19 protein-coding genes are annotated in these 17,419 nt (G+C 72.1%); 3 read left to right on the top strand and 16 right to left on the bottom strand.

The genetic code is table 11. From position 1 onward, the window contains the following. Positions 1-15: 15 nt before the first annotated feature. Complete coding sequence (gene def, locus AB0I54_RS32690; RefSeq protein ID WP_363299831.1) at positions 16-645, top strand: peptide deformylase; 630 nt, start codon at positions 16-18, stop codon at positions 643-645. A 1-nt stretch (position 646) separates the two neighbouring features. Here the strand turns inward: def and AB0I54_RS32685 are convergent, their stop codons facing one another. Continuing rightward, complete coding sequence (locus AB0I54_RS32685) at positions 647-1,981, bottom strand: geranylgeranyl reductase family protein (protein WP_363299830.1); 1,335 nt, start codon at positions 1,979-1,981, stop codon at positions 647-649. A gap of 19 nt (positions 1,982-2,000) precedes the next feature. Between AB0I54_RS32685 and AB0I54_RS32680 the strand changes: the two genes are divergently transcribed. Beyond that, complete coding sequence (locus AB0I54_RS32680) at positions 2,001-2,537, top strand: GNAT family N-acetyltransferase (protein WP_363299874.1); 537 nt, start codon at positions 2,001-2,003, stop codon at positions 2,535-2,537. Positions 2,538-2,657: 120 nt separating this feature from the next. Next, the gene (locus AB0I54_RS32675) at positions 2,658-2,969 is read left to right on the top strand and encodes a PASTA domain-containing protein (RefSeq protein ID WP_363299829.1); all 312 of its coding nucleotides are present in this window, start codon (positions 2,658-2,660) and stop codon (positions 2,967-2,969) included. Here AB0I54_RS32675 and AB0I54_RS32670 read toward each other — a convergent pair. From AB0I54_RS32670 to AB0I54_RS32600, 15 genes are all read right to left on the bottom strand, one after another. Continuing rightward, positions 2,956-3,651: a demethylmenaquinone methyltransferase gene (locus tag AB0I54_RS32670; protein WP_363299827.1), complete on the bottom strand. Its 696-nt coding sequence runs from the start codon at positions 3,649-3,651 to the stop codon at positions 2,956-2,958. The two genes, AB0I54_RS32675 and AB0I54_RS32670, sit on opposite strands and share 14 nt — an antisense overlap. A gap of 53 nt (positions 3,652-3,704) precedes the next feature. Continuing rightward, complete coding sequence (locus tag AB0I54_RS32665) at positions 3,705-4,304, bottom strand: hypothetical protein (RefSeq protein ID WP_363299826.1); 600 nt, start codon at positions 4,302-4,304, stop codon at positions 3,705-3,707. A gap of 61 nt (positions 4,305-4,365) precedes the next feature. After that, positions 4,366-5,580 (bottom strand): cyclic dehypoxanthinyl futalosine synthase, encoded by a 1,215-nt coding sequence (mqnC, locus tag AB0I54_RS32660; RefSeq protein ID WP_363299824.1) that lies wholly within the window; start codon positions 5,578-5,580, stop codon positions 4,366-4,368. 72 nt (positions 5,581-5,652) lie between these two features. Continuing rightward, positions 5,653-6,381 carry an A24 family peptidase gene (locus AB0I54_RS32655; protein ID WP_363299823.1) on the bottom strand — a complete coding sequence of 243 codons (729 nt, stop codon included), beginning with the start codon at positions 6,379-6,381 and terminating at the stop codon, positions 5,653-5,655. Beyond that, the gene (locus tag AB0I54_RS32650) at positions 6,378-9,359 is read right to left on the bottom strand and encodes a BTAD domain-containing putative transcriptional regulator (protein ID WP_363299822.1); all 2,982 of its coding nucleotides are present in this window, start codon (positions 9,357-9,359) and stop codon (positions 6,378-6,380) included. Before AB0I54_RS32650 ends, AB0I54_RS32655 begins: the two co-directional genes overlap by 4 nt. A gap of 109 nt (positions 9,360-9,468) precedes the next feature. Beyond that, positions 9,469-10,821: a hypothetical protein gene (locus AB0I54_RS32645; RefSeq protein WP_363299821.1), complete on the bottom strand. Its 1,353-nt coding sequence runs from the start codon at positions 10,819-10,821 to the stop codon at positions 9,469-9,471. A 39-nt stretch (positions 10,822-10,860) separates the two neighbouring features. After that, positions 10,861-11,565 (bottom strand): hypothetical protein, encoded by a 705-nt coding sequence (locus AB0I54_RS32640; RefSeq protein ID WP_363299820.1) that lies wholly within the window; start codon positions 11,563-11,565, stop codon positions 10,861-10,863. 6 nt (positions 11,566-11,571) lie between these two features. Next, positions 11,572-12,069, bottom strand: coding sequence for a pilus assembly protein TadG-related protein (locus tag AB0I54_RS32635; protein WP_363299819.1), 498 nt, complete (start codon positions 12,067-12,069; stop codon positions 11,572-11,574). Continuing rightward, positions 12,066-12,533 carry a TadE/TadG family type IV pilus assembly protein gene (locus AB0I54_RS32630; RefSeq protein WP_363299818.1) on the bottom strand — a complete coding sequence of 156 codons (468 nt, stop codon included), beginning with the start codon at positions 12,531-12,533 and terminating at the stop codon, positions 12,066-12,068. The genes AB0I54_RS32635 and AB0I54_RS32630 overlap by 4 nt, the downstream gene beginning before the upstream one ends. Beyond that, positions 12,534-12,917 (bottom strand): TadE family protein, encoded by a 384-nt coding sequence (locus AB0I54_RS32625; RefSeq protein WP_363299873.1) that lies wholly within the window; start codon positions 12,915-12,917, stop codon positions 12,534-12,536. Positions 12,918-13,020: 103 nt separating this feature from the next. Then, positions 13,021-13,272 (bottom strand): hypothetical protein, encoded by a 252-nt coding sequence (locus AB0I54_RS32620; protein ID WP_363299817.1) that lies wholly within the window; start codon positions 13,270-13,272, stop codon positions 13,021-13,023. 43 nt (positions 13,273-13,315) lie between these two features. Next, positions 13,316-14,236, bottom strand: a complete 921-nt coding sequence (locus AB0I54_RS32615) for a type II secretion system F family protein (protein WP_363299816.1) — start codon at positions 14,234-14,236, stop codon at positions 13,316-13,318. Then, complete coding sequence (locus AB0I54_RS32610; RefSeq protein WP_363299815.1) at positions 14,233-15,270, bottom strand: type II secretion system F family protein; 1,038 nt, start codon at positions 15,268-15,270, stop codon at positions 14,233-14,235. The genes AB0I54_RS32615 and AB0I54_RS32610 overlap by 4 nt, the downstream gene beginning before the upstream one ends. 5 nt (positions 15,271-15,275) lie before the next feature. Beyond that, complete coding sequence (locus tag AB0I54_RS32605; RefSeq protein ID WP_363299814.1) at positions 15,276-16,583, bottom strand: ATPase, T2SS/T4P/T4SS family; 1,308 nt, start codon at positions 16,581-16,583, stop codon at positions 15,276-15,278. Continuing rightward, complete coding sequence (locus AB0I54_RS32600) at positions 16,580-17,419, bottom strand: hypothetical protein (RefSeq protein WP_363299813.1); 840 nt, start codon at positions 17,417-17,419, stop codon at positions 16,580-16,582. Before AB0I54_RS32600 ends, AB0I54_RS32605 begins: the two co-directional genes overlap by 4 nt.

Below are 17,419 nucleotides of genomic sequence, written 5' to 3'. Positions count from 1 at the left end.
CAAGGAGACACACTCATGCCGAGTGTTTTCGTACAGGGCAGGCCCGTCGAGTCGTACCCCCCGCTCGCGCCCGAGGCCCGGCGCGGATCGGTGCGCCGGATCACCGAGGTCGGTGAGGAGGTCCTGCACAAGCCCTGCCGGGACGTCACCGAGTTCGGGCCCGACCTCGCCGCGCTCATCGACGACATGTTCCTGACGATGTACATCGCCGAGGGAGCGGGGCTCGCGGCGAACCAGGTCGGGGTGGATCTGCGGCTGTTCGTGTACGACTGCCCCGACGACAACGGAGTCCGGCATGTCGGGCACATCGTCAACCCCGTCCTCGACCCGCCGGACCGGGCCGGACGGCGGCTGCTCGACGAGGGCGAGGGGTGTCTGTCGGTGCCCGGCGCGGTGATGGACGTACCCCGCCCGGACCGGGCCGTCGTACGCGGGCAGGACCGGGACGGCCGGCCGCTCGTCATCGAGGGGACGGGGTACTTCGCGCGCTGTCTCGCGCACGAGGCCGACCACCTCGACGGTCAGGTGTATCTGGACCGGCTCTCCGGGCGGGAGCGCAAGGAGGCGCTGCGGCAGGTGGCGGACCGGCGGGAAGAGGTCTTCGCCCGCCGGGCCGCCAACATCGAGGCCCTGAGCGACAGGTAGGTCAGGCCTTCGGGGCCACCTTGCTCAGCCCGTTGATGATCCGGTCCATCGCGTCGCCGCCCGTCGGGTCGGTGAGGTTGGCCAGGAGCTTCAGGGTGAACTTCATCAGGAGCGGGTGGGTCAGGCCGCGCTGGGTCGCGATCTGCATGACCTTCGGGTTGCCGATGAGCTTCACGAAGGCGCGGCCCAGCGTGTAGTAGCCGCCGTAGGTGTCCTTGAGGACGCGCGGGTAGCGCTGCAGGGCCAGTTCGCGCTGGCCCGGCGTCGCCCGCGCGTGCGCCTGGACGATGATGTCGGCGGCGAGCTGGCCGGACTCCATGGCGTAGGCGATGCCCTCGCCGTTGAAGGGGTTCACCAGACCGCCGGCGTCGCCGACGAGCAGCAGGCCCTTGGTGTAGTGCGGCTGGCGGTTGAAGGCCATCGGCAGGGCGGCGCCGCGGATCGGGCCGGTCATGTTCTCCGGGGTGTAGCCCCAGTCCTCCGGCATGGACGCGCACCAGGCCTTCAGGACCTCGCGCCAGTCCAGCTCCTTGAAGGAGTCGGAGGTGTTGAGGACGCCGAGGCCGACGTTCGACGTGCCGTCGCCCATGCCGAAGATCCAGCCGTAGCCCGGCAGCAGGCGGTCCTGCGGGCCACGGCGGTCCCACAGTTCCAGCCAGGACTCCAGGTAGTCGTCGTCGTGGCGCGGGGAGGTGAAGTACGTACGCACCGCGACGCCCATCGGACGGTCCTCGCGGCGGTGCAGGCCCATCGCCAGGGAGAGCCGGGTGGAGTTGCCGTCGGCGGCCACCACCAGGGGCGCGTGGAAGGTGACTTCCCGCTTCTCCTCGCCGAGCTTGGCCGTCACACCGGTGATACGGCCGGTGCGCTCGTCGACGATCGGGCCGGAGACGTTGCAGCGCTCGTGCAGACGCGCCCCCGCCTTCTGGGCGTTGCGGGCCAGCTGCTCGTCGAAGTCGTCGCGCTTGCGGACGAGTCCGTAGTTCGGATAGGAGGCGAGATCCGGCCAGTCGAGCTGGAGCCGGGAGCCGCCGCCGATGATCCTCAGGCCCTTGTTGCGCAGCCAGCCGACCTCCTCGGAGAGGTCGATGCCCATCGACACCAGCTGTTTGACGGCCCGCGGGGTGAGTCCGTCGCCGCACACCTTCTCGCGCGGGAACTCGGTCTTCTCCAGCAGGAGTACGTCGAGGCCGGCCCGGGCGAGGTGGTACGCGGTCGTGGAGCCGGCTGGCCCCGCGCCCACGACGATCACATCGGCGGAGTTGCCGGAGAGGGGCTCGGTCACGGCGGGATCTCCCCAAGGTTCGAAATCTGCGTGCCGACCGGCACCGGACATGGGCAGTCTATTCAGCACGATTGATCACAGGCCGAAGGGATGCCCCGTGAACCGAGCTCTCCCCGCAGTACGGCTGCGCGTGCCCACCCACGAGGACGCGTTCGCCTGGCACCGGATCTTCGCCGATCCGGACGTCATGGAGTTCCACGGCGGCAGGGCCGCGGAGCTGTCCGTCTACGAGGAGCTCACCGCCCGCCAGCGGCGGCACGACGCCGAGCGCGGCTTCTGCCTGTGGACCATGCTCGACGAGTCGGGCGAGGTCATCGGCTTCACGGGCGCCCAGCCCTGGGAGCGGGAGTGGGGGCCGACGGGCGAGACCGAGATCGGCTGGCGGCTCGGGCGGGCGCACTGGGGCAGGGGTTATGTCACCGCGGCCGCGCAGGAGACCCTGGAGCGACTGCGGGCGGCCGGGGTGCCGGGCGTCGTGGCGATGGTCGACGCCCGCAACGAGCGCTCGATCGCGGTCACCCGGCGGCTGGGCATGCGCCACGCGGAGACCTTCGTGACGCCCGGCGCACGGCGGCGCGAGGGGCACTGCTACCGACTGGACTTGTGACTCAGGGTAGTTGACTGTCACAGAAAGACACCAAACGCTTCCGATCGGGGACGCGCCGGAGTTACCCTTCCCCTGTCGCTGGGGGTGACATCTGTGCGCATAACACCCAAAACACCCGAAGTGCGTGTTCCACGGCTCGTCGGCCTCATGGCCGTGGACGCGCGCGAGACGGCCCGCGTGTGGGGCCTGTCGCTCAACGCGCCGGACCGGCCGGACTTCCACCACACCGTCGTCGACTACGTCGTCCGCCAGTACCCGCAGCCGGGTGCCGAGGTGCCGAGGGACTCGATGGTCTACGTGTGGTTCGACTTCGGTGAGGGCGACGGCGGCGGAGGCGTGCGCGAGCCGCGCATTCCGAGACCGCCTTCCGGCGGGATGCAACGCCAGCTCGACGAGCCCGGGGACGCCTTCGAGGTGATCAGCTCTCCTTGAAGCCCCGGTGCAGGGCCACCACACCGCCGGTGAGGTTCCGGTACGCCACCTTCGACCAGCCCGCCTTGCGCAGCCGCTCGGCCAGCGCGGGCTGGTCGGGCCAGGCGCGGATGGACTCGGCGAGGTAGACGTAGGCGTCCGGGTTGGAGGAGACGGCCCGCGCGACCGGCGGCAGGGCCCGCATCAGGTACTCGGTGTAGACGGTCCGGAAGGGCGCCCACGTCGGGTGCGAGAACTCGCAGATCACGACCCGCCCGCCGGGCCGGGTCACCCGGTACATCTCACGCAGCGCGGCATCCGTGTCCTGCACGTTGCGCAGCCCGAAGGAGATCGTCACCGCGTCGAAGGTGTCGTCCTTGAACGGCAGCCGGGTCGCGTCCCCGGCCGTGAAGGGCAGCCAGGGGTTGCGCCGCTTGCCGACCTGGAGCATGCCGAGGGAGAAGTCGCAGGGGACGACATAGGCCCCGGTCTGGGCGAAGGGCAGCGACGAGGTGGCCGTACCCGCCGCCAGGTCCAGCACCTTCTGTGCGGGGCGCGCGTCGACCGCGCTCGCGACCTCCTTGCGCCATCGCCGGTCCTGGCCGAGGGACAGCACGTCGTTCGTGAGGTCGTACCGTTCCGCCACGTTGTCGAACATCGAGGCGACTTCGTGCGGCTGCTTGTCCAGGGATGCGCGGGTCACCCGACCATTGTGGCAGCAGGGGGTGCGACCTCATGGCAGCGGCCTCGGCATCGTCACCGGCCGCGGTACACCAGCCGCCCGCCGATCACGGTCGCCACGCAGGTTCCGGCGCCGCGCCGGACCAGTTCGGCGCGGTCCGCGACATCGAACACGGCGAACCGTGCGGGACCGCCCGGCACCAGCGCCGGCAGCAAGATCAGCGGGGTGGGGGACAGCGCCGCCGGGCCCGGGAGCCGGTCCGGCCGCTGTCCGATCGCGAGCCCGGCCCTGCGCACCGCGTCGACCACGGCCCGCGACCGCAGCTCCCCGGCCAGCGCCACCGTGCCGTGCGCCAGCATCCGCTGGATCCCGCGCCGCGCGCTCGCGCCGAGGCGGGCGGGGTCGGTACGGAAGATCTCCCGCGCCCGCTCGCCGCCGATGGGCTCGGTCCCGAGGGCGTCGGCCTCGCGCGGGTCGGGATGGTACGTGGCCTCGAGGAGCTCCGGGCCGTACGGGTTCAGCAGTCCCGGCGTCAGGATGCCGGGCCAGCGCCGCACCCGCGCCCGCGGGTGGGCGACGGCCAGTTCCTCGTACCGTCCGACGGCGGCGACGGAGGCGCCGTCGACCAGAACCGCCGTCTCGGGCGAATGCTCGGCGACGTGAAGTGTCAGCACGGAACCCCTGGTTGACTCCGGTCGGCTCTGGTCGGCCATAGTTGGCTCGGCCCTGGTCGGCTCAGTTGGACGCGAGCAGCTTCAGCTCGGGGTGGGCCGTCCCGCCCTCGATCGCCGTCGACGAGATGTGCGACATCACGCGCTCGTCGACCGGGTCGTTCGCCGGGTCGTCGTGCACGACGAGGTGCTCGTACGTCGTCGAGCGCTGCGCCGGGACACGCCCCGCCTTGCGGATCAGGTCGATGATCTCCAGGCGGTTGGAGCGGTGCTTGGCGCCGGCCGAGGAGACCACGTTCTCCTCCAGCATGATCGAGCCGAGGTCGTCGGCGCCGTAGTGCAGTGACAGCTGGCCGACCTCCTTGCCCGTCGTCAGCCAGGAGCCCTGGATGTGCCGGACGTTGTCCAGGAAGAGGCGGGCGATCGCGATCATCCGCAGGTACTCGAAGAGCGTGGCCTGCGTACGACCCTTCAGATGGTTGTTCTCGGGCTGGTAGGTGTACGGGATGAAGGCGCGGAAGCCGCCCGTGCGGTCCTGTACGTCCCGGATCATCCGCAGGTGCTCGATGCGCTCGGCGTTGGTCTCGCCGGTGCCCATGAGCATCGTCGACGTGGACTCCACACCCAGCCCGTGCGCGATCTCCATGATCTCCAGCCAGCGCTCGCCGCTCTCCTTGAGCGGGGCGATGGCCTTGCGCGGCCGCTCGGGCAGCAACTCGGCGCCGGCGCCCGCGAAGGAGTCCAGACCGGCCCGGTGGATCCGGGTGATGGCCTCCTCGACCGACACCTTCGAGATCCGGGCCATGTGCTCGACCTCGCTCGCCCCCAGGCTGTGGATGACGAGCTGCGGGAACTCCTTCTTGATGGCGGCGAAGTGCTTCTCGTAGTACTCGACGCCGTAGTCCGGGTGGTGCCCGCCCTGGAACATGATCTGCGTGCCGCCCAGCTCCACGGTCTCCGCGCAGCGGCGCAGGATGTCGTCGAGGTCGCGGGTCCAGCCCTTGGCGGTGTCCTTGGGGGCGGCGTAGAAGGCACAGAACTTGCATGCCGTGACACACACGTTCGTGTAGTTGATGTTGCGCTCGATGATGTACGTCGCGATGTGCTCGGTGCCCGCGTAGTTGCGGCGGCGCACGGCGTCGGCGGCGGCACCCAGCGCGTGCAGCGGGGCGTCGCGGTAGAGGACGAGCGCCTCCTCGGGGGTGATCCGTCCACCGGCCGCAGCACGGTCTAGCACGGCTGTGACATCAAAAGACGTGAGGTCGGCCTTCTCGGTCACCGGGACGTCCCTTTCGTCAAGGGTTGCGGACGGACCCGGCCAGCCTACGCCAGGGCTCCGGCCCGGCCGACGTCAGGCCGCGTACGCCCCGGTCAGGAGTCCCGCGTACGCGCCCGCGATCAGGAACGGCCCGAACGGTATGGCCGTCTTGCGCCCCGCCCGCCGCGCGACGACGAGGGCACCGCCGTACAACGCGCCGAACAGGAAGCCGGCGAAGGTGCCGAGCATGACGGTCGGCCAGCCGTACCACCCCAGTACGGCGCCCGCCCCCAGCGCCAGCTTCACATCGCCGAAGCCCATGCCGCCCGGGTTGATGAGGAACAGCACGAAGTAGCCGCCGCCGAGCGCCAGGGCGCCGTACAGCGCGGTGAACCAGTCACCGGCGTGCTCGGGCAGCACTGTCACCAGGCCGAGGAGTGCGAGCGCGGCGCCCGCGAGCGGCAGCGTCAGCGCGTCCGGCAGCCGCTGCACCCGGAAGTCCACGACCGCGAGCAGCACCCCGACGGGCGCGAGCAGCAGCCAGACGCCGAGTTCGGGCCGGGTGCCGGTGGCGGCGGCCAGCGCGGCGCAGACGAGGGCGGTGGCCGTGGCGAGAACCGGGGCGCCGGGGCCGTACGAGGACTCGGCGCATTCCGGGCACCGGCCGCGGCCGAGCCACCCGCGCACCGGATGCCCGCCCGGACACAGCGTCCGCCACTCCTCCCCCTGCGGGGCGGAGAAGCGGTAGGCCGCCCGCGGCAGCAACGCCCCCGCCACCGCACCCCACAGCGCGGCGGCGGCGAGCAGCGCGAGGTCGCTCATCCCGCCGCGGCGGCGCCGTCGCGCCAGGTCGGCAGCAGCTCGTCGAGGAGCGCCTCCGTGCGCGGCGGCAGACCGCGGGCGCCGCCGCGGCCGAGGAGGTCGACGGCGAGGGTCCGCAGGCGGGCGCTGTCGCCGGTGGCGTGGGTGGCGCGCAGCAGTTCGTTCCACAGGCGCTCGTCGGCCGGGGCCGAGTTCAGCGCCGCGTTCAGCGCCTCGATCGCCTTCTCCGCACGGTCCTTCTCCAGGTGGAACGCGGACAGGGCGAGGCCGGTGTCGGCGACCAACAGCGGGAGTTGGGCGTCGACGATCTCGTGGGTGAGCCAGCGGTAGCGGCCCTCGGGCCGGTCGGCGAGCAGCGGTCCGCGGACCAGGACCAGCGCGTCGGTGAGCAGCCGACCGCGTACGGCGCGGCTGTCGACTCCCTTGCCCTGGGTGGCCTCGTGGTACAGGGAGCGCAGCACGTCCAGGTCGGAGACGACCGACTTGGCGAGCGTGAGCCGCCCGGTCGCGTCGGCGCCGAGCCGGGGCGTGCCGTCCGGGTCGGTGCCGAGCCAGGTGCGCAGCCGCTCGATGAGCGCGTCCCGTACGTCCTCGGTGACCCCGCGCGGCCACAGCGCGGAGGCGAGCACGCGCGGGTGCACGCCCTCGCGGTGCAGAAGCAGCAGGGCGAGCGCCTCGTGCAGCAGGGCGCTGCGCTCCCCGTCCGGGGTGTCGAGGCCGATGATCTCGTACGGCCCGACGAGGCGCGCGTACACCGCGGGCCGCCCCTGCTCGCTGATGTCGACGAGGAACGGCGGGGTGGTGGGCGGGCCGTCCGGGTCGCGCTCGGGGTCGGCCTCGACGAACAGCTCGACGACCGCGCGCTGCTGAACGGCCGGCAGGAGCTGTGCGTCGAGCTCCAGGCCGAGCAGCGGGGCGAGCAGCTTGCCCTCGGGCGTGACCTCCATCTCCCAGGCGGCGCCGGGCAGATCGCCGGTCTCGGCGCCGACGAGGTAGCCGATGCCGAGCCGACTGGCGTCGGCGGCGAGTTCGGCGAGCTTGACGGCGTCCTCGGCGGAGGGCTGGGCGGCGAGCAGGACGAGGTGCGGGGCCCAGCGGGTGTGCTGGGCGGGCCCGGAGCGGCCGGTGAGCACGGAGTCGTGGCCGGCAGCACCGAGGGCGCCGCGCCGCTGCCGGGTCTCGGCCTCCATCGTCTCGATCAGCGCCTCGATGCCGTCGAGGTGGCGCAGCCGGTTGGGGGCGAGCGCGGTGAGGTCCTCGCCGAAGCCGACGAGGGTGATGGTCATCCGGTCCGACCAGCCGTTGGTGGCGAGTTCGGCGGCGACGGAGGCGAACACGGCGGCCCGGTCGGCCTCGCGGCCGCTCAGCGAGACGATGCCTGGCACGGCCTCCAGGTTGAGCAGCAGCCGCGAGTCGTCCATGGTGCCGAGGCTGACGAGACCCGGGTACGGCGCCGCGGTGTCGACGTCCTCGTACCCCTCGGCATCCGCGCGCGCCAGCATCCAGAACGTCTGGTCCTGCCCGAGCTGCCAGGGCGCCGGCGGCTTTCCGGCCGGCTGGGCGAGCTGGAGGTGCAGATCGCCGTTGCTGAGCCAAGCGGCGTAGACGACGGGCAGCGCACGCGACTCGGCGGCGAGGGCGGCGGCAAGGCCGCGCAGCGAACGGTCCAGGAGCCGTACGCCCTCGGGGTCGGCCCCGACGAGCAGCGCGTCGTGGACGTCCTGGGCGTCCCCGGTCGGCGTCGGCGGCTCCATGCCGCGCCGCCCGCCGACGGCCCCCAGCGCCGACTGCCACATCGCCTGCCGGCGCCGCCGGCCGAGGGCGCCGAGCAGGCCGGCGGCGAGGAGGGGAGCGCCGACGAGAGCTTCGGGCAGACCGAAGGAGTGGCTTGCGAAGTGGCTTCCGGAGCCGCTGTCGGCGGCGGGGGTGACGTGCTGCTGCTCCCGCTCCCCGGCCGGGGCGGGACGCTGCTGGGGAATGGACACGTGGGAGTCGCCGGAGGCACCGGAACCGCCGCCGCTCGCGTGCTGCCCGTGCCCCTGGCCCTGCCCCTTGGCGTGATCCCCGGTCTTGGCGTAGTCGTGGATCTGCTGCCGCACCTCGTGGGAGACGTGGGCGTCGGGGTTCTCGACGAGTTCGCCGCCGTGCGCGTCGCCCGGCATCTCCATGATCCAGCCGGGACGGATGAGGCTGGCCTCGGACAGCCGCGAACCGTCGGGCTGGATCCGGTCCTTGTTGAGCTCGTAGATCTCCTTGTACCGGCGGCCGTCGCCTAGGTGCCGCTGGGCTATCTCCCAGAGGGAGTCGTGGTGACGGCCCTCGGGCGGCTGGATCCGGTAGTACTTCGTGTCACCGTGCCCGGCCGTGCCGCCCCCGGCGTCGGCCTGGGCGGCGGCGTGGGTGGCCTGCTCGGCGAGCGCGGCCGCGGTACCGGCGGCCTGCTCCTGCTGCTGCGCGAAGAGGCCCGGGGTCTGCTGGGCCGCGGCGACCGTGCCCTTCTGGTTCCCCTCCAGGCTGTGCCCGAGCTGCGACAGCCCCGGCGTGAGGCTGGCGGCGGTGGCACCGACGAGCAGCAGCGCGGCGACGAGCTGCCGGGCGAGCAGCTGGCTGGGGCCCGCGCCGGGGACCCGCCCCGGGATCCCCACGCCGGACAGCGCGGCCTTGACCTCCACCAGCACGCAGGCCGTGAACTGGGCCCAGGCGAGCCACACGATCACGGTGAGGACGTGCAGGAAGGTCGTGACGGTGATCTCCTGCTGCAACCAGTCGAGGCTGGGCGCGCCATGAGGCAGCGGCCAGCCGACCGTCACGGCGAGGGCACCGGGCACGCCGATGACCAGCACGAGCAGGGCGACGAACGCGAAGAACGCCTTGACGAAGTCCCCGAACGAACGCCGGCGCACGCGCACCGGTTGCGGTGTCCGGTTCCGCGGCCCCGCGGGGCTTCCCGTCGAGCCTGATGTGCTGCGTCGCGCCATGGCGGGTGTCCTGGGTCGTGTGTGGGAGGAGTTGGTTCGGGGGGTGGGTCGAGCCTACAGAGATCTTATTGAGTGGGACTGACAGCGTCGAAACAATCCCCACGACCACTCAAGTCACCGTCACACTGGGGCGGTCCGGGGCCGGATCCGCCGGTCGGTCCAGCCGGAGGCGGCTGTGCAGTTGGTGGGCCAGGTAGGGGATCGCCTGGAGTACGGCGCCGAGCGCGCCCAGGGCGATCACGGCCGGGGCCGCGGCGGGGTGTGTGTCCTGCATCCGCATGCCCCATGCGATCGAGAAGTACGAGGCCAGGGCCATGACCGCGGTGGACGAGACACCGGCGACGGTGCCGGGGAAGCGGGACACACGGCGTGCGGCCCGGGGGGACGCGGGCAGCGGGTCGGCACCGAGCGCCGGGTGCTTGGGCCAGGCGGCCTTGCCGCTCAGCTCCCGCTCGGTCGCCCGCAGACCGGCGGCCCCGGCCGCCTTGCGCAGCCGCGCCCAACCGGACGTACGCGACGTGCCGACCGTACCGCCGAACCATTCGTCCCACGGCAGTACGGCCCGCAACTCCTCCCCCGGCCCGCGCAGTTCGGCACCGACCGGTGCACCGGTCCGGTCCCGTACGAGGACGAGGGTCGTCAGGGCGTGCGGGCCGGTCAGCGGCAGCCAGTACTCCTGACCGCCGACGTACCGCAGGACGAGATCACGGTCCTGCACCCGCAGTTCGGTGTCCCGCCGGAACCGTACCGTCGCCCCCAGCCCGTCCGCGGGGGCCGGCCGCACGCGCTCCCGTACGACGGGGTCGTACCGCCGAAGGCGCATACGGGTCCGGAGCCGGAGGACCAGCCGTGCGACCGGGGCCACGAAGGCGGCGACGGCGGAGGGCACCACGAGCCAGGGAGACAGCGAGCCGGAGAAGACGATGACCGTGAACGCGGTGAACCACACACCCCCGGCCGCCAGCCGCGTTGCCCAGTACCAGGCGGGAAAGTCGCCGCCCCGGCCCAGCCGTACGCTTCCCCGCCGGCGGTTCTTCTTCGCCACCTTCGGGTTGTTCGCGCTCCTCACCACGTGCAGCGGGATGCCCGCCGCCTTGCAGAGCGCCGACACTCCGGTGCGGCTGAGCAGTTGGTCCCCCTGCACGGACCGCTTCGGCAGCGCGGGCGACTCGGGGAGCCAGTCCTCGATGTCGAACCAGCCCCTCAACGCACCGCTCTCGTCCTGGAGTTGGACCTCACCCCAGGAGCCGGTGACCGGCGGGCCCATGCGCTCCCGGTCCGCTCCGGGCACGTCGACGAAGACGGCACGGGTGATGCCGCCGGCGCCGACCGGGAGCCGCAGCGAGCGTCGCCGTGTGTGCAGGACGAGATCGGTGCCGTCCAGGTGGAGACGGGAGGTGTGGCACAGTTCGAGGCCGGGCCCTCGCCCGGCCGCCGGCCTGAGAGCGGGCTCGGGAATCATCACGTGACTCAAGCCAAGAATCGATGGACGGGTCAGGGTTCATGCCTCCCGCAGGACGGCCAGGGCGAACGCCAGCCGCAGGTCGAGCCAACTGGCCTGCGGGTGGTACACCTTGCCGTCCTCAAGGTGCTCGAACGTCAGGACCACGGGCTCTTCGTCGCCCTCCGCGCGCCAGGTCACCGGACGGGGCCGGTGCGAGCCCGTGCGGGCGTCGCCGTCCACCCCCAGGCTGAAGACCGAGTCGACCACGCTGCCCACCACCGCGCCCGCGCCCCGGACCACGTTCTCCTTGCCTCGCGTCGCGATCTCCTTCGCGCTGCCCCTCGCCCAGTGGTAGCGGGCCACGACGTCCGGGTGACCGGGCTGCTGGAGCCACCAGCCGTGCTCGACGGTGCGCCTTGCGGGCAAAGTCCGGTGGACCAGGCCCAGTTCCGCGCCCCCGGCGTCGGTCACCCGGTAGCGGGCCCCCGCCTTCTCCGGCGTGAGCGTGCAGACCGGTTCCGTCGGCCGTGTGGCGTCGTACAGCTCGTACGAGGGAGTCTCGCTCCCGGTGCCGGAGACGAGCACCGACGGGGCGTGGTACCGGACACCGTCGTGCGTCGACGGCACCCGTATCGCCCGTGGCCCGGTCAGCGGCTTACGGGTCAGCGTGCCGGGCCGCAGCACCTCGCCCACCGTGAACCGGCCCACCCGCTCCCAGGGGACGGGCGGGACCTCCGGCTCGCTCTTCCGGCGCCCGAACACGCCGGCTCAGCCGACCTCGTTACGGGCCACGGAGCGGCCGTGCACGACCACGTTCCCGCCGTAGAACATGCCGGTGAACACCGGCTCGTACGTCAGCTGCACCTCGACCTGCACCTCCTGGGCGTCGGCCGCCACACAGTGGGTCGCGGCGATGTCGGCGCCGGACATGTCCATCTCGCGGGCGAAGGCCTTCACCCGGGCATCGCAGTTCTGGAAGTTGATCGGCGCGGCGCCGCCCTGGTTGTCGTACAGGGCCTCCTTGTCGATGTCCTGGGCGGCGTAACGGGCGGCCTGTTCCGCGATGTCGGCGGCCCGTTCGCGCTTGGAGATCGAGAGACCGCCGTCGATGACGAAGGCGGACAGGGAGAGGAAGACCAGCGCGAAGATGATCACCGCGCCGGCGCCGGAGCCCCGGTCGTCGAGCTCGGCGCGACGGGTGGACCACCAGGTCCGCCAGGCCCGCCGGGTCCGCCGGGGCCACCTGGTCCGTTCGAGATCCGTCACGCCGACCTCCGGTACGGGTCCAGAGACGAGGAGAAACTGGCGGACAGGTGCGTGGGCACGTCCAGGCCCAGCATCGCAAGACCGCGCACCTCGCAGCTCACCTCGACCGTGAAGAACGGGTCCACGTCCGGGTCGAATCCCGCGCTCTTCTGCACGACGGACACCGGTCCGGAGCAGACGTCCGCGAGGTCCGCCTCGGCCGCCTTGCGGGCCTCCGCCATCGCCGTGCCGTGGTCCTTCTGGATCGAGCCCGCGCGGGCCGCGTCGCGTGCGGCGCCGTCCAGCGCGCCCCGGCCGTCGACCAGTTGGCCGAAGGCCACCAGGACCAGGATGAACATGATCATCACCGGGGCGAGGATCACGACCTCGACGGTCGACAGGCCCCGGTCCCGGTCCCGACCGTCCTCCTTGATACGCCCGCACACGGACGTCGTACGACCGCGCACGAAGGCGAAGCAGTCCATCTAGTTCGCCCCCTGGTCCTTCACGAACCGCTCCACCGGCCCCGACGACTGCGCGTGCACCGTGAGATCGAGCCCCGGGAACACCGTCGGCACCCGCGCCGAGATCTCCACGCCCACCGTGTTCTGCTCCGGCTGGAGCATCGTCACGTCCGGCGACAGCACCAATTGCGGGCCCAGCTGGCGGATGTAGTCGTCGACCACGCCCCGCGCCTCGCCCCGCCACGCGCCCGGCTGGTCGTGGGCCGTGGCACGGGCCTTGCGGGCGCCCGCCTGGGCCGCCGCCTGGGCCACATGGTCGGCGAAGAAGTACAGGGCGAACTGGACCGTCGCGAAGATCATGAAGAAAAGGACGGGAGTGAGCAGCACGAACTCGATCGCGGTCATGCCGGACTCACCGGCCTCGCCGCGCGCGGCCCGCGCACGGCTGCGCGCCCATCTGCCCACGCCCACAAACAACCCCGTCATCCCCGTCGTGTCGGACCCGCGATCAGCAGGTCTTGCTCGCGCTCGCGCCCTTGATGCAGTCGCCGACCTTGTTGGCACCGTCGCTCAGCGCGGCGTTGATGATCGCGGCCACCACGCCGACGATCGCCACGACGACCGCGGAGATGATGACCCACTCCACCGCGGAGGCGCCGCGGTCCAGTTCGCCGGAGCGGGCGCGCTGCATCCGGCCCTGCAGGAAGGTGACCAGGAAGTCCACGGCCGGGATCCCCGTACCGAAGTTCCGTCCGTTCATGATGAGTTGTCCTCTCGAAACGATTCGCGGTTGTGGATGGGGCTCAGACCTGGAACACCCGCATCGCCGCCGGGAAGATCAGGAACACCAGGAAGCCGGCGCACAGCAGCAGCTGGGCCACCAGCATCGACTGCGACTTCTCGCCCGCGCTGCCCTCGATCTCGGACAGCTCGCGGTGGCGCATGGTCTCGGCACGGGAGGCGAGCGACTCGCGGACCTTGGCGCCGTCGTCCGCGACGAGGGCCAGGGAGGCCGACAGGTCCTTCAGCTCCTCGACGCCCAGCTCCTCGCCCAGCGCGCCGAGCGCCTGCCACTGGCTGATGCCGGTGATCCGGGCGTCGGCGAGGGCGTTGCGGATGCGCTGGGTCGCCCAGCCGTCGGAGACCTCGGCGGCGGCCATCAGGGCCTCGGGCAGACCGCGGCCGCCCGCCAGGCTCATCGACACCAGGTCCAGGTACGCCCCGATCACCCGCCGCAGGTCGCGCCGCTTCTCGGCCGCGTCGCGCCGTACCTCCAGGTCGGGCAGGAAGAAGAAGAGCCCCCCGCACAACAGGGCCAGCCAGACCGGGATGACCGGGCTGGAGCCGAAGCCCAGCGTCCAGACCACGGCGAACAGGAACGGCCCGAAGAACAGCCCCGCCGTGGCCAGCAGCACCTTCGTCGCCAGGAACTTCTCCCAGCTGCGGTCCAGGACCGCCAGGTCCGCGCGCAGCGAGCGCTGCTCCCAGCCCTGCTGGAGGTAGAAGTCGGCGACACGGTCGCCGATTTCGGCCCTGAGCAAGCCGAGGCGTCCCTTGTCCCTCGTCTGCCGTGCGGACTCGTACGCGGCTCCGCGGGCCCGCATCGCGTCGATCCGGGCGACCTGGGCGACCGCGCTGCGCTTGGCCGGCATGAGGGCGCGGATGAGGGCGTAGACGCCCAGTCCGAGGACCACGCCGACGACGATCGGCATCGTGAGGTTCATCGGCGTATCCCTTCCTCCGGGTGGGACGGCTGCGACGACTGGGACGGTTGCGCCGGCTGAGTCGGTTGCACGGGCTGCTGCTGAACGGGCGTGCGCGGCCGTACGAACTGCACCGCCGACTCGTCCCGCACCAGGAACCGCTCCGGGGTCTCGATGGTCGACAGCTTGCGCAGCCACCAGAAGCCGAGCGCGAACAGGGCGCAGACGACGGCGAGTACGAGCTGGCCGACCGCCGTGCCGTACGGCTTCACGAAGTCGCGGTTGAAGACGGCGAGGCCGAGGACGAACGCGACCGACACGGCGACGACGATCTGCACCGAGCGCCGGGTGGAGGCGCGCTGGGCCATCACGCGCTGACGCATGTCGACCTCCTCGCGCGCCGACTTGGCCAGCGCGCCGAGGACCTGGCGCAGACCCGGGCCGCGCAGGCGGGCGTTGAGGATCAGGGCCGCCACGATGATGTCCGCCGACGCGTCATTGATCTCGTCGGCGAGGTGCTGGAGCGCTTCGGGCAGCGGGGTGCGGGCGCGTAGCCGGTCGACGAGGGCGTCGAGGTGCGGGCGGAGGATGGGGGCGGCGGCGCGGGCGGAGGCCGGGATGGCCTGCTCCAGGCCGACGGCGCCCGCGATGGTGTCGCGCAGGGACTCCGTCCAGGAGGCGAGGGCCTCCACGCGGCGCATGGCGGCCCGTTCCTCGGCCGCGCCGCCGAACAGGCGGTCCCAGAAGAAGACGAGGACACCGGCCGCGATGCCGGCCACCGCCCAGCGGGTGAGCAGCAGCACGGCGAGCCCGATGATGGCGGCGAGCGAGCCGCGCCGGCCGGCGAACCGGATCAGCTCGGCGGCCCGTTCGTTGGCCTTCTGCTTCTCGTGCTCGGGCTTGGCGGGCAGTCCGCGTACGGCGATCATCAGCAGGGCGAGCCCGCCGCCGACGGCGACTCCGCTGCCGATCGAGTACAGGACCTCGGTGGAGAAGAGGCCGCCCAGGGAGCCGAGCGAGCCGAGAGCCTCGTAGGCGGGCGCTGAGTACGTCATGCCGGTCACCCCCACGCCCCGTGCGGCTGGTAGCCGTAGGCCATCAGGTCCTCCAGGCAGGCTATGGGCGCGTGCGGTACGACCCGTCCGTCGGGGGCCTCCGCGAACACCTCGCTGGACAGCACACGTCCGTCGACGCCGTTGACCTCGCGGACGGAGGTCACCATGCGCTGGAGGCGGCCACCGGTCTGGTAGTTGTTGCGCCGCTGGATGAAGACGACGAAGTTGACCGCGCCCGCGATCAGCATCTGGCTGGCCTCGATGGGCAGCCGCTCGGAGGCCTGCAACGCGTACGTGGAAATACGGTTGAAGACCTCGCTGGAGCTGTTGGCGTGGATCGTGGACAGCGAGCCGTCGTTGCCCTGCGACATCGCGTTGAGCATGGTCACGATCTCGTCGCCCAGGACCTCACCGACGATGACGCGGGACGGGTTCATACGCAGGGAACGGCGGACCAGTTCGGCCATGGCGATGGCGCCCTGGCCCTCGGAGTTGGGCAGCCGTTCCTCGAAGGCGACGACGTTCGGGTGCAGGTCGTGGAAGGTGTCGAGGCCGAGCTCCAGCGCCCGCTCGACGGTGATCAGGCGCTCGTGCGGCGGGATCTCGTTGGCGAGGGCGCGCAGCAGCGTCGTCTTGCCGGCGTTGGTGGCGCCCGCGATCATGATGTTCTTGCGGGCGCGGACCGCGCAGGCCATGAAGTGCGCGACCTCGGGCGTCAGCGTCCCGTTGCCGACGAGGTCGGAGATGAAGACCTTGCCCATGCGCGCGCGACGGATGGACAGCGCGGGCCGCCGGGCCACGTCCATGACGGCCGAGAGCCGGGAGCCGTCGGGCAGCCGCAGGTCGAGCTGGGGGTTGGCGGAGTCGAAGGGCCGCGACGACAGGCCCGAGTAGGCGCCGAGGACCTGGATGAGCTCGATCAGCTCCTCGTCGGTCTCGGCGACCGGGTCCCCCTTCACCTCCCGTCCGTCGGAGTACCCGACGAAGACCTGGTCGCAGCCGTTGATGTCGATGTTCTCGACGTCGGGGTTGTCCAGCAGGGGCTGGAGCCTGCCCACTCCGAAGAGCGCGGCGTGCACGGCGGCCGCGTACTGCTCCTCGGTCTCCGCGTCGAGAGGGGTACGGCCCGCGTTGATCTCGGTGCGGGCGTACTCCTCCAGGATCTGGGCGATGACCGCACGGGCGTACTGCCGCTCGTCCTCGGTGGACATCGGCGCGACGCCGCCCACCTGGTCGAGGCGGCGCTGCTCGGCGATGCGGTCGCCGGCCTCCTGCCGGAACCGCTTGACCAGCTGGTGGTCGACAGCGGTCATCGGCCGGCTCCCGCGTGGCCCTGCTGGGCGGGTACGGCCCAGGCGGCGCCGTACTGCTGGTGGAGGTCCGCGGTGACCTTGCGGGCCGAGCGGATGAGCAGGGACTTGTCGAGACGGCCGCGCTTGCGGCCGGCCAGCTGGTCGGCGCCGGTGGGGTCGTCGGCGATGGTGCCGACGACACGGGCTCCCGTCTGGGCGTGCACCAGCATGTCGTTGACCTGGTTGACGAGCTTGGCTGAGCTGCTCGGGTCGGCGATCAGGACGACGCCGATGAGCGGGGTGGCAAGCGCCGCCGCACCGCGGGGACCGCCGTGCAGCTTGGTGGCGAGGGCGGCGGCACGGTCCCGGACCCGGGCGAGGGCCTCGGGCTCGGTGCGCGAGACGAGCAGCACGAGTGCGGCGTGCGGGAACAGTTCGACGGCCGGGGTGTCCCCGCTGATCCGCCCGCAGTCGGCGATGACGTCGGCGGGCGCGTTCGGGGAGTCGGCGAGGGAGGCGAAGGCGTGTCCGAGGGTGGGCCAGAGCCCGGCGAGCCCGGTGGCCTGCTCGGCGATGCCGAGTCCGACGAGGACTTCGAGTCCACCGCTCAACGGCTGGACGTGGTCCCAGAGTTGGTCCGGCACGAGTCCGCGGCGGGCGGTCGCCGCTATGGACAGCATGCCGATGTTCGGGTTGAGCTGGCCGCCGTGCGCGGCGGCACTGCGGTAGACCAGGTCGCCGCCCGCCGGATCGGTCTCGGCGAGCAGCGAGCGCCGCGGCCAGACCGCCGCGAGGGCGACGGCCGTGGTGGTGACGCCGGGGGAACCCTTGTCGGCGGCGATTGCGATGAGCGCCAT

This window comes from Streptomyces sp. NPDC050625 (assembly GCF_040654755.1).
Lineage (GTDB): Bacteria > Actinomycetota > Actinomycetes > Streptomycetales > Streptomycetaceae > Streptomyces.
This window is presented reverse-complemented; position numbering and strand designations above follow the sequence as displayed.

Bases quoted from the DNA above. Each gene is read 5' to 3' on its own strand.
- def (WP_363299831.1), top strand. From the start codon at position 16: ATGCCGAGTGTTTTCGTACAGGGCAGGCCCGTCGAGTCGTACCCCCCG.
- AB0I54_RS32600 (WP_363299813.1), bottom strand. From the start codon at position 17,419: ATGGCGCTCATCGCAATCGCCGCCGACAAGGGTTCCCCCGGCGTCACC.
- AB0I54_RS32650 (WP_363299822.1), bottom strand. From the start codon at position 9,359: ATGGCGCGACGCAGCACATCAGGCTCGACGGGAAGCCCCGCGGGGCCG.
- AB0I54_RS32630 (WP_363299818.1), bottom strand. From the start codon at position 12,533: ATGGACTGCTTCGCCTTCGTGCGCGGTCGTACGACGTCCGTGTGCGGG.
- AB0I54_RS32645 (WP_363299821.1), bottom strand. From the start codon at position 10,821: ATGATTCCCGAGCCCGCTCTCAGGCCGGCGGCCGGGCGAGGGCCCGGC.
- AB0I54_RS32615 (WP_363299816.1), bottom strand. From the start codon at position 14,236: ATGAACCTCACGATGCCGATCGTCGTCGGCGTGGTCCTCGGACTGGGC.
- AB0I54_RS32655 (WP_363299823.1), bottom strand. From the start codon at position 6,381: ATGAGCGACCTCGCGCTGCTCGCCGCCGCCGCGCTGTGGGGTGCGGTG.
- AB0I54_RS32685 (WP_363299830.1), bottom strand. From the start codon at position 1,981: ATGTCCGGTGCCGGTCGGCACGCAGATTTCGAACCTTGGGGAGATCCC.
- AB0I54_RS32610 (WP_363299815.1), bottom strand. From the start codon at position 15,270: ATGACGTACTCAGCGCCCGCCTACGAGGCTCTCGGCTCGCTCGGCTCC.
- AB0I54_RS32620 (WP_363299817.1), bottom strand. From the start codon at position 13,272: ATGAACGGACGGAACTTCGGTACGGGGATCCCGGCCGTGGACTTCCTG.
- AB0I54_RS32625 (WP_363299873.1), bottom strand. From the start codon at position 12,917: ATGACCGCGATCGAGTTCGTGCTGCTCACTCCCGTCCTTTTCTTCATG.
- AB0I54_RS32605 (WP_363299814.1), bottom strand. From the start codon at position 16,583: ATGACCGCTGTCGACCACCAGCTGGTCAAGCGGTTCCGGCAGGAGGCC.